This is a genomic window from Nocardioides sp., from assembly GCF_035703625.1.
GTDB lineage: Bacteria > Actinomycetota > Actinomycetes > Propionibacteriales > Nocardioidaceae > Nocardioides.
The window spans coordinates 1-9866 of sequence record NZ_DASSXS010000322.1 but is presented as its reverse complement, the minus strand read 5'-3'; the positions used below and the strand labels follow the sequence as shown (position 1 = coordinate 9866).

Genomic DNA, 9866 nt, shown 5'->3' with positions numbered 1-9866 from the left:
GATGGCCTCGCAGCCGAGCTGGTCGGCACGCGCCAGCGCACCCGCGACCAGGCCCTTGCCGACCTGGACGTGAGTCCCCACCGGGTTCCTCAGGGGCGGGGCTGGCATGCCCGGAACGCTAGCGGTCGCCTCGGCGACCGGAGGTGGGAGGCCGGAGGTCCGGGAGGGGCGCATCGCCACGAATCCTGACTATGCTGGTACCCAGCAGAGTGGGGAGGCGGTGCGATGTCCCACGGCATCGGACGAGGCGACGACGGGGATGCGCCCGGAAAGGCCTGGTACCAGGTCAGTCAGGTCGACGGCTGCGCGGTCGTTCGCGCCGGCGGCGAGATCGATGCCCGCACCGTGCACGGATTCCACGACGCCGTGACCGAGGCTGCCGGCCTCGCCTCGCGCGTGGTCATCGACCTCGCCGACGTGAGCTTCGTCGACTCCTCGGGGCTCGGAGCGTTGATCGTGGCGCGCAAGACTGCCCGCGATGACGGCGGCTCCATGTCGCTGGTCTCTCCTCCGCCGGTGGTCCGCCGCCTGCTGGGCTCGACCCAGCTCCACGACGTCTTCGCCATCTATGACTCGCTGTCCGAGGCCATCGCCGCTTCCGAGCCGCGCTGATCCCTCGCTCCCCGTAGTTCGACCCCCGGCGTGGGTCGGCCACTCCTAGACTCGGACCACGCCGGCGACCAGGCCGGCGGACTCGTCGCGGGAGGTTGGCCATGGACGTCTCGACGGCGCTCGTCCTGGTCGTCCCCGTCGCTGGGGTCGCGGCTCTCATCTGGTACCTCTCCCGCGGTCGGGCGCGGGTCATGGGCTACCACGACCTGACGACACCGCAGGTCACGGAGACGACCCACGGTGCGGGCGGCGGAGACGGGGGATAGGCCCGAGCCTCGGCCGCCGGAACGCCTTCTGGCTAGATGAGGTAGAGCGTGATCGTGCTGCCGGCGGGAACCATCGTGCCGGAGGAGGGGTCGACCCGGAACACGTAGCCGAGCCCGATGTAGCCGTTGTCGTTCTCCACCTCGACCTCGAAGCCCGCGGCCTCGAGGCGCTCCCGGGCCGCGTCGACGCCAGAGGCGACCAGGCCGCTCGGCACCTCGACGAGCTCGGGGCCGTCGGAGACCACGAGCTCGACGGGGTCGCCGGCGAAGGCCGTGCCGTCGACGGGGGACTGGGAGATCACGTCGCCCTCGGCCACCGAGTCGGAGTGCTCCGAGGAGGTGTCGACCTCCAGGTCCCGCCTCTCGAACCAGGCGATCGCGCGGTCGGCGTCCTGGCCGGTGAAGTCCCGGATCCTGATCGGCCGGGGGCCCTTGCTCACGACCAGGTCGACCACGGCGTCGGGGCGGAGGGTGGTGCCGACGGGCGGATCGCTGCGAAGGACCGTCCCCTCGGGCACCGTCTCGGAGTACCGGCCGACGGACTGCCCGAAGGCCAGGTTGGTGTCCAGCAGCCTGTCCTGGGCACGGTCCTCGGTCAGGCCGCGCAGCTTCGGGACGTCGTACCGCTCCTTGCCGAGCGACAGCACCACCACCACCGTGCCGCCGTCGAGCACGTTCTCGCCCGCCGACGGCTCGGTGGACATCACCTGCCCGGCCGGGACGGTCTCGGAGTAGGCCCGGTCGCCGAAGTCGGCGCTCAGGCCCGAGGCCTCGATCTTGTCGACGGCCGCGGCGCGCTCCAGCCCGATCACGCCCGGGGTCGGGGTGTAGCGGGCGTAGCCGAACCACCACGCCGCCACCCCGACCGACGCGACCAGGAGCAGGGCCAGGGCGAACAGGACGGGGCCGCGCTTCGAGCGTCGCGGTCGCCCCGTGGGTACGACGGACGGCGGCTCGGGCCCGCGCGCCGGCTCGGGGGACGGCCGCTCGAGTGCGGTGGTGTGCACCTGCTCGTCCACCGCCTCGGCCGGCGAGAGCAGCTCGGCGAAGTCGTCGGCGTCGAACGGCTCGGGTGCGGTGTCGGGGGAGATCGCCGGCCGGGGTGCGAGGTCGGCCTCGAGCTCGGGGTCCTCGCGGACCCCGGCGGCCAGGGCGTTGCCGACGCGGTGCAGCTGGTGGAGGAGCACGGCGGCATCCGCCGGTCGCTGTCCCCGGTCGCGGGCGGTGGCCCGGGCGACCAGCGCGTCGACGTACCCCGGGATGTCGTCGGCGACCGACGATGGTGCGGGGACGTCCTCGTGGACGTGCTTGTAGGCGACCTGGATCGGTGACTCGCCCTCGTGCGGCTTGGCGCCGGTGAGCAGCTCGTAGAGCACCACCCCGACGGCGTACACGTCGGCGCGGGCGTCGGCGCGGCCGTCGACGACCAGCTCGGGGGCGAGGTAGGAGACCGTGCCGATCAGCACCCCGCCCGTGGCGGTGTGCTGGGTGTCGGCGCTGACCGCCTTGGCCAGGCCGAAGTCGGCAACCTTGACCCGGCTGCTGCCGGAGTCGGGGTCGGTGGAGATCAGGACGTTCTCGGGCTTGATGTCGCGGTGGATCAGCCCGGCGCGGTGCGCCGCGGCGAGCGCCGAGAGCACCGGCTCCACGAGCGCGATCGCCCGGCCCGGCGACATCGGGCTCTCCTTGCGGATCACGTCGCGCAGGGTGTGGCCGGCCACGCACTCCATGGCGAGGTACACCGTGCCGTCCTCGTCCCCCTGGTCGTAGACGGAGACCACGTTGGGGTGGGACAGGCGTGCGGCCGCCCGCGCCTCGCGGACGAACCTGGCGGCGAACTCGTCGTCGTCACCGAGGCCGGGGTGCATCACCTTGACGGCGACGGTCCGGTCGAGCCGGATGTCGGTGGCCTCGTAGACGCTGGCCATGCCACCGCGGGCGATGCGGGAGCGGATCCGGTACCTCCGGTCGAGGAGCCGGCCGATCATGGGGTCGCTCGCGACGGCGTCGACGCCCGTGCGGGCGTGCCCATCTACGCTCACGACGACCCTCCTGCGCATCGGTTGGGGAAGTAACCGACCGCCCAATCGTACGGACGGCACCCCACGCAACCGGCGCGCCCCGGGCTCCGGCGTGGCGTGGACCACGCCGCAGGGGCCTCAGGCGGGTGGCTGCCCGGCCTCCAACCGGTGCTTGATGGCCAGCACGTTGTCCACGTAGTCGCGGGTGTCGTCGTACAGCCCGTGCCGGCGGACGGCGCCGAGGCCCTGGTAGTAGGAGCCCAGCTGACGCGCGCGGGACACGGTTCCCTCGGCCAGCACGTGGAGCAGGGTCACCCCCGTCGCCACGTTGTCGCGCAGCCGGCGCGGGGCCAGGTCGCGGCCGACGTACAGCTCCATCCACTCCGCCGTCGACGGGAGCACCTGCATGGCGCCGAGCGCGCCGGCGCTGGAGACGTGGTGCATGCGCCAGCCCGCCTCCTGCCACGACACGGCGAGCGCGAGCTGCGGGTCCACGCCCTGGAGCCGCGAGGTCCGGACGATCGCCCGGCGCACCCGCTGGCGTGAGGGGTAGGCGACCTCCTCGGTGTGGCCCGCCTGCTGCCCCGCACCGGCCGGGGTACGACGCTCGGCACGGTGGTCGTCGACCGCGGCCGTGACGACCGGGATCTCGATCCGCTCCCCGACCGTGAGCCCGGCGCCCGGGCCGAGGTGGTTGTGGGCGATCAGCTCGGCGGTCCAGGCGTGGAACCGGACGGCCAGCTCGGTGGCGGTGTCTCCGGGCCGGACCGTGTAGTCGGTGACGCGGCGTCCGCCGGGCAGGCTCTCGTGCTCGGCAGAGGCTGGTGCGGTGAGTGCCCCGCCGACGATGACAGCGGCGACGACGACCGGGGTCAGGAGGGCGGTCGCGGCGGTGGTCCCACGTGGGCTCATGAGGTTCTCCTCGTCCGCCGACGGCGTCCGGGACGAGCTTCATGCCCCGAGGGGAAGCGCCGCACGGCGAGCGTTCGACGCTAACGAGGCTGGTCGGCGCATCGGTGAACCTGCCCAGACCGGGCGTGTTGCCCCGGTGGCCCCCGGCACCGCGACGAGCCTAGGCTGGTGGGGTGAGCGAAGCGTCCCCGTCCCTCGCCGATGCCGATCTCGATGCGTTGGTGACCGAATGGCTCGACTGGTCCGAGGCGGGGAGCCTGCTCGGCGTCACCCCCGCGAAGGTGCGGACCATGATCAAGGTCCACGAGCTGGCTGCCGCCGTACCCCGCCCTGGCGCGGGACCGCAGGTACCCGCCGCCTTCATCGAGGAGGGCCTGGTCGTCAAGGGCCTGCCCGGGCTGCTGACGGTCCTGCACGACGGCGGGTTCGACGACCGCGCGTGCATCGCGTGGATCTTCACCGACGCCGACCTGCCCGGCCGCCCCATCGACGCGCTGCGCGAGAACCGTGGCGCGGAGGTCAAGCGCCGGGCCCAGGCCATGGGCTTCTAGGACACCTCCACCGACCGAGAGGAATCTGAGGATGAGCGGACTGGCCGCCTTGCTGGCGGGTCGAGCAACCCCGGGAATCTACCGCTGGCACGGCGGCTTCGACGTCGCCGACGTCCGCCACACCGTCGAGCACGCCGGGTGGCACTTCGCCTACTTCGACGGCTGGCACGGCGAGTCCAAGGAGGAGTTCCTCAGCGGCGTGGGTGAGGCGCTGGACCTCTCCGACGACTACGGCAGGAACTTCGACGCGCTGGCCGACTCCCTCGCCGACGTGGTCGCGGGCGACAGCGAGGGGCTCGTCTTCCTGTGGGACGGCTGGGGCCCGTTCGCCCGCGCCGACGAGCAGGCGTTCTCGGTGGCGCTCAGCGTCCTGGGCACCCGGGTGAACGCCGACCGGGGTGGGCCGTTCTCCGTGCTGCTGCGCGGTGACGGGCCGGAGGTGTCGGGAGTCGCCAGCCTCGACTAGCAGGGCCTCTCACGAGGCCTGTCCCTCGTGCCGTGACGCGCTGGGGTCGCGCGCCCACTGCTGCGCTGGATGGCGTGACCGGCGCGCGACCCTCGTTTGCGGTCTCCAGGACGTCCGCCTAGGGTCGGTCCCCGACTCGAGGAGGCAGTCGATGACCCGTCGTTCCGTCCGCTCAGGTCCGGTCCGCGTGACCGCTGCGGCCGCTCTCGTTGCCGGCGCCCTGACCGTCGCCCCGGCCGTCTGGGCAAGTCCTGAACCGGCCGCGCCGCCGAGTGCGGGCTGCACCGACGTCGATCTGGCACTCACCTATGAGGAGCAGTTCCTGTCACGGCCGGAACCGGCGCGCTTCATCGAGGGTGGCGGGTTCAGCGACACGCTGGAGGCCTTCCAGCAGGCACTCTGCGACGCCGACAGCCTCGCCTCCGCCCGCTCGGTGGTGCACGAGCACTCCCGCGACCTCTGGGACCTGGCCGTTGCCCGGGTGCAGGACAAGGCCGAGCCGGGAGGCACGCTGAGTGACGGCGACGACCGACCCTTGTACTGGACGCGCCTGGCCATGAGCGCAGCGCTGCGCCAGTGGGACCCCGGCTTCGCCGTGGCCGAGCACGACAGGGCGGCGCTGATCGCCGATCTCGACCGCATCTCTCGGGGCCAGGACGACGTCCGCTTCCCGCGGGGCGACCAGGTGACGCGGGTCCTGGTCACCGGGTTCGACCCCTTCACCCTCGACCGCGACATCCGTCAGGCCAATCCCTCCGGCGCCAGCGCCCTGGCCCTGGACGGCGTGACGGTGCGAGGACCGGACGGCCCGATCCGGCTGGAGGCCGCGCTGTTCCCGGTGCGCTGGCGCGACTTCGGGGACGGCATGGTCGAGGAGGCGCTGCTTCCCCACTTCAGCTCGTCCGCCGCCCCGGTCGACGCCTTCGCGACCACCAGCCAGGGCAGGGTCGGCCGCATCGACCTGGAGCACTTCAACGGCGCCTGGCGCGCAGGCTTCCCGGACAACGAGCGGGTGTGCTACCGAGGTGTGATCCCCGCGGCTCCTGGCGCGCCCACGGTGGAGCCGCAACCGCAGTGGACCCTCTCGACCCACCCGTTCGCCGCCATGCTCGCCGCGAACACCGGTCCGTTCCCGGTCTTCGACAACCGCCGGGTGGTCGAGGTGCCGGGCGAGACGCCCCCCGAGCCCGTGACGACGACCTGCCCGGCGGCCCCGAGTCCCGGTGTCACTCGTGAGGACGGCCCGACCGAGGGATCGCAGGCCAGGTCCGGGGGCGGCGGCAACTACCTTTCCAACGAGATCGCGTACCGGGCCACCCTGCTGCGGGACGCCGTCGGCCTGGACGTGCCCGGTGGCCACATCCACACACCGGTCCTCGAGGGCCTCAGCAGCACTGACCGGAACGAGCTGACCAACCCGGAGTTCGAGGCGAACCGCGCCGCGATCAACGCTCAGGTTCGTGACCTGGTGCTGGTCGTCGCGCGCGCGGCCAGCCACTGAGTCGGGTCGACCGAGGTTGCCGGTGACAGCAGCCTGATCGAGCGTTCGCGAGGCAGTCACCAGGCCTCGGCCGAGGGCGGCAGTGTCGTCGCCCGGTCAGACGACGCGCTGGGTGGCCGCCGATGCCAGCTCGCGGAGCACGACGCGCGCCCGGTCGTCGACGGGAGCCCGGTCCAGGGCGGCGAGCGCGCGGTCGGCCAGCTCCTTGATCACCATCTCGACCTGGGGGTGGGCCCCGGACTCGTCGATGATCCGGCGGGCGCGCGCCACCTGGCCGGCGTCGAGCGGGGTGCCCAGCATCCCGTCGAGCTCGGCCGCCTCGTCCCGCGTCGCGGCGTCGAGGGCGAGGGCGACCAGCACGGTGCGCTTGCCCTCGACCAGGTCGTCGCCGGCGGGCTTGCCGGTGGTCTCGGCGTCCCCGAACACACCGAGCAGGTCGTCACGCAGCTGGAACGCCTCGCCGAGGGGGAGTCCGAAGGCGCTGAGGGCGGTCAGGGTGTCGTGAGGCGCGCCGGCCAGCGCGGCGCCGATGTGGAGCGGGCGCTCGATGGAGTACTTCGCCGACTTGTAGCGCAGGACCGTCATCGCCGTCTCGACGTCGGCCACTCCCCGCGCCTGGACGGAGACGTCGAGGAACTGCCCGGCGATCACCTCCGAGCGGCACAGGTCGAACACGTCCATCGCGGCCGACACCTCGGCGGCGGGCAGGCCGCAGCGGCGGAGCATCTCGTCCGCCCAGCTCAGCAGCAGGTCGCCGAGGAGGATCGCCGCCGCGGCGCCGTACTGCTCCGGGTCGCCGCGCCAGCCGTCCTCACGATGCCCGGTCGTGAACGCCCGGTGGGTGGCCGGGCGACCCCGCCGGGTGTCGGAGGCGTCCATGTAGTCGTCGTGGACCAGCGCGCTGGCATGGAGCAGCTCGAGCGCGGCGCAGGCACGGAGCAGCGCCGGCTCGTCCTCGACCTCCGGGCGGACCGCGCGGTATCCCCAGTAGCAGAACGCCGCACGGAAGCGCTTGCCGCCCGACACCACACCCCGCGCCTCGTCGAGCAGCCGTGAGGCGTCCGGACCGAGGGGGGAGAGCCGGTCGGTCATCTCCTCGAGCAGCGTGTCGAGGGCCCCCTGGATGCTCGCCCGGAAGGCGCCCCCGTCCCAGCTGCTCACGCGCACGAGGCTATGCCTGCGTCGTCGACGATGTCCGACCGGGGCGACCCGATGCCTAGACTGCGGCCATGCTGGCAAACGGTGCTCGCGAGATCGGTGAGCTCATCCGCAGGGGCGAACGCTCGTTCTCCTTCGAGTTCTTCCCGCCCAAGGACGAGGCGGGCGAGGAGCAGCTCTGGAAGGCGATCAGCGAGCTGGAGCCCTACCGGCCGACGTTCGTCTCGGTGACGTACGGCGCCGGCGGCACCTCGCGGGACACCACGCTCCGCGTCACGGGGCGGATCGCCCGGGAGACCTCCATGCTCCCCATGGGTCACCTCACCTGCGTCGGGCACACCCGCGAGGAGCTGGAGTCGATCCTCGACGAGTTCGTCGAGGAGGGGGTCCACAACGTCCTCGCCCTGCGCGGCGACCCGGCGGAGGGCCCGCGCGCCGAGTGGACCCCGACCGAGGGTGGGTTCACCCACGCCTGCGAGCTGGTGGCGCTGGCGCGCGACCACGGCGGGTTCAGCATCGGGGTGGCCGCCTTCCCCGGAGGACACCCCGGCGCGGAGTCGATGGAGCGCGACCTCGAGGTCCTGCTCGAGAAGCAGCGGTGCGGGGCCGAGTTCGCGATCACCGACATGGTCTTCCGCGCCGTCGACTACTTCGAGCTGGTCGAGAAGGCGTCCGCCATCGGCGTGGACATCCCGATCGTCCCGGGCATCATGCCGATCCTGAACCTCGGCCAGGTCGCCCGGATGGCCGAGCTGTCCGGCCGCGAGATCCCCGCCGACGTGCGCGAGCGGATCGAGGTGCACCGCGACGACCCCGCCGCCCTCCGGGCCGAGGGCATCGCGATGGCCGCCGAGCTGTGTGCGCAGCTGCTCGACGGCGGCGCCCCCGGCCTGCACTTCTACACCCTCAACCGCTCCAAGGCGACCCGCGAGATCTTCGCCGCCCTGCGGATCACGGTCTGACCTTCGCGATAGTCCCTAACGAAATGGCTGCCGCAGTCGGCGTGTCGCCAACCATGTCGTTCGGGACTATCCGTCAGGCCGGGCCGACGACCTGGGCGACCAGGGCCGCCGACAGCCCGACGAACGGCAGGCCGGCGCCGGGCGTCGCGTGTGCCCCGGCCGCGTAGACGCCCTGGACCGGCGTGGTCGGGCCCAGCCGCTGTCGCACCGTCGCCCGCCCCTGCCACAGCACACCCATCGGCGAGCCGCCCCACTGCTCCACCTGCTGCCGGGGGCTGCGGTCGTGGCGCACCACCACGTGGGGCCGGACGTCGATCCGGTGCCGGGCCAGCGCCCGCAGGATGTCCTCGGCGAGGCGACCCCGCCCGTGCACCGTCCAGGCCGCGCAGCCGTCCGGGGCCTGTCCACCCGTGCGCACGGTGATCATCGGGTCGCCGTGCAGCACGACCTCGGGTCCGAGGTCGGGTACGTCGCCCTCGAGACCGAGGTGGGTGACCACCGGAGGGATCGCCGGCATCGTCCTCTCGACGTACGCCGCAAGGGCCGGCAGGCGGCGCGGGTCGACGGCACAGACCACCACGTCGGCCGGGAGGTCGCCGGCGTCGGTCATCACGGCGGCGACCCGCCCCTGGCGCACCGCCAGGTCGCGGGCGGTGTTGTCGGTGAGCACGGTGACCCGGCGGGTCTCCAGGCGGGCCCGCAGGGCGTCGCCGAGGGCGGCCATGCCGCCGGGGACGGTCCACGCCCCGAACCGCTGCTCGACGTAGGACATCACGCCCAGCCAGGCCGGAACGTTGCGCAGGTCGTGGCCCTCGGCCACGAACCGGTGCCCGGCGACCAGCTGCATGCGCTCGTCGCGGAAGTCCTTGCGCAGCCGCTTGTGCAGGACAGCCCTGCTGTCCAGCAGCGCCGCCAGGGCGCGGGGGAGGTGGGCCGGGTCCCAGGGCTGCTCGAGGTAGCCGGTGCGCAGCACCTCCCAGGTGTCGGTGTACGACGCGACGTGGTCGACCCACGTCTGGCCCAGGCCCGGCCCCAGCTGGTCGAACGCGGCGAGCTGGCCGGCCCTGGTCCCGCCCGGCAGTCGCAGCGTCGTGCCGTCCTCGAACCGGTGCTCGCGGACCAGCTCCAGCGGCACCAGCTCCAGCTCACGCTCGACGGGCCGGCCCGACTTGCGGAACAGGTCGCGGATCACGGCGGGGAGCAGGGTGTGGGTGGGTCCGGCGTCCCAGGCGTAGCCGTCGTCGGTCTCGAAGGAGAGGGCGCCGCCCAGCGTCGCGGACCGCTCGGTCAGGGTGACGTCGTGGCCCAGCTTGGCCAGGCGGGCGGCCGCGGCGAGCCCGCCGAAGCCACCCCCCACCACCACGACGCGCGCCATGGGGCGACCCTATAGAGCCTCAGCGCAGGTCGGGCGCCGCCT

The 9866-nt window shown here is 73.1% G+C and carries 10 protein-coding genes; 6 read left to right on the top strand and 4 right to left on the bottom strand.

Annotated features, from left to right (window positions below; all coding sequences use genetic code 11):
* Positions 1-225: 225 nt before the first annotated feature.
* Both VFN12_RS17055 and VFN12_RS17050 read left to right on the top strand, forming a co-directional pair.
* Entirely contained in the window at positions 226-612 is a 387-nt protein-coding gene (locus VFN12_RS17055; RefSeq protein WP_325119981.1) for an STAS domain-containing protein, read from the top strand.
* Positions 613-713: 101 nt separating this feature from the next.
* Positions 714-878: a hypothetical protein gene (locus VFN12_RS17050; protein ID WP_325119980.1), complete on the top strand. Its 165-nt coding sequence runs from the start codon at positions 714-716 to the stop codon at positions 876-878.
* 32 nt (positions 879-910) lie between these two features.
* Here the strand turns inward: VFN12_RS17050 and pknB are convergent, their stop codons facing one another.
* Both pknB and VFN12_RS17040 read right to left on the bottom strand, forming a co-directional pair.
* Positions 911-2920 carry a Stk1 family PASTA domain-containing Ser/Thr kinase gene (gene pknB / locus VFN12_RS17045; RefSeq protein ID WP_325119979.1) on the bottom strand — a complete coding sequence of 670 codons (2010 nt, stop codon included), beginning with the start codon at positions 2918-2920 and terminating at the stop codon, positions 911-913.
* A 117-nt stretch (positions 2921-3037) separates the two neighbouring features.
* Positions 3038-3811: a lytic transglycosylase domain-containing protein gene (locus tag VFN12_RS17040; protein WP_325119978.1), complete on the bottom strand. Its 774-nt coding sequence runs from the start codon at positions 3809-3811 to the stop codon at positions 3038-3040.
* A gap of 173 nt (positions 3812-3984) precedes the next feature.
* Here VFN12_RS17040 and VFN12_RS17035 point away from each other — a divergent pair, with 173 nt between their 5' ends.
* From VFN12_RS17035 to VFN12_RS17025, 3 genes are all read left to right on the top strand, one after another.
* Entirely contained in the window at positions 3985-4362 is a 378-nt protein-coding gene (locus VFN12_RS17035) for an Rv2175c family DNA-binding protein (protein WP_325119977.1), read from the top strand.
* 31 nt (positions 4363-4393) lie between these two features.
* Complete coding sequence (locus VFN12_RS17030) at positions 4394-4828, top strand: barstar family protein (protein ID WP_325119975.1); 435 nt, start codon at positions 4394-4396, stop codon at positions 4826-4828.
* 151 nt (positions 4829-4979) lie between these two features.
* A complete protein-coding gene (locus tag VFN12_RS17025; protein ID WP_325119974.1) occupies positions 4980-6329 on the top strand; it encodes a hypothetical protein in 1350 nt (449 codons plus the stop codon).
* Between the two features lie 96 nt (positions 6330-6425).
* Here VFN12_RS17025 and VFN12_RS17020 read toward each other — a convergent pair whose 3' ends face one another.
* A complete protein-coding gene (locus VFN12_RS17020) occupies positions 6426-7490 on the bottom strand; it encodes a polyprenyl synthetase family protein (RefSeq protein WP_325119973.1) in 1065 nt (354 codons plus the stop codon).
* 68 nt (positions 7491-7558) lie between these two features.
* On the opposite strand from VFN12_RS17020, the gene metF reads away from it, so the two are divergent.
* A complete protein-coding gene (gene metF, locus VFN12_RS17015; protein WP_325119972.1) occupies positions 7559-8449 on the top strand; it encodes a methylenetetrahydrofolate reductase [NAD(P)H] in 891 nt (296 codons plus the stop codon).
* A gap of 73 nt (positions 8450-8522) precedes the next feature.
* On the opposite strand, the gene VFN12_RS17010 is transcribed toward metF, so the two are convergent.
* Entirely contained in the window at positions 8523-9824 is a 1302-nt protein-coding gene (locus tag VFN12_RS17010; RefSeq protein ID WP_325119971.1) for a phytoene desaturase family protein, read from the bottom strand.
* Positions 9825-9866: the final 42 nt, after the last annotated feature.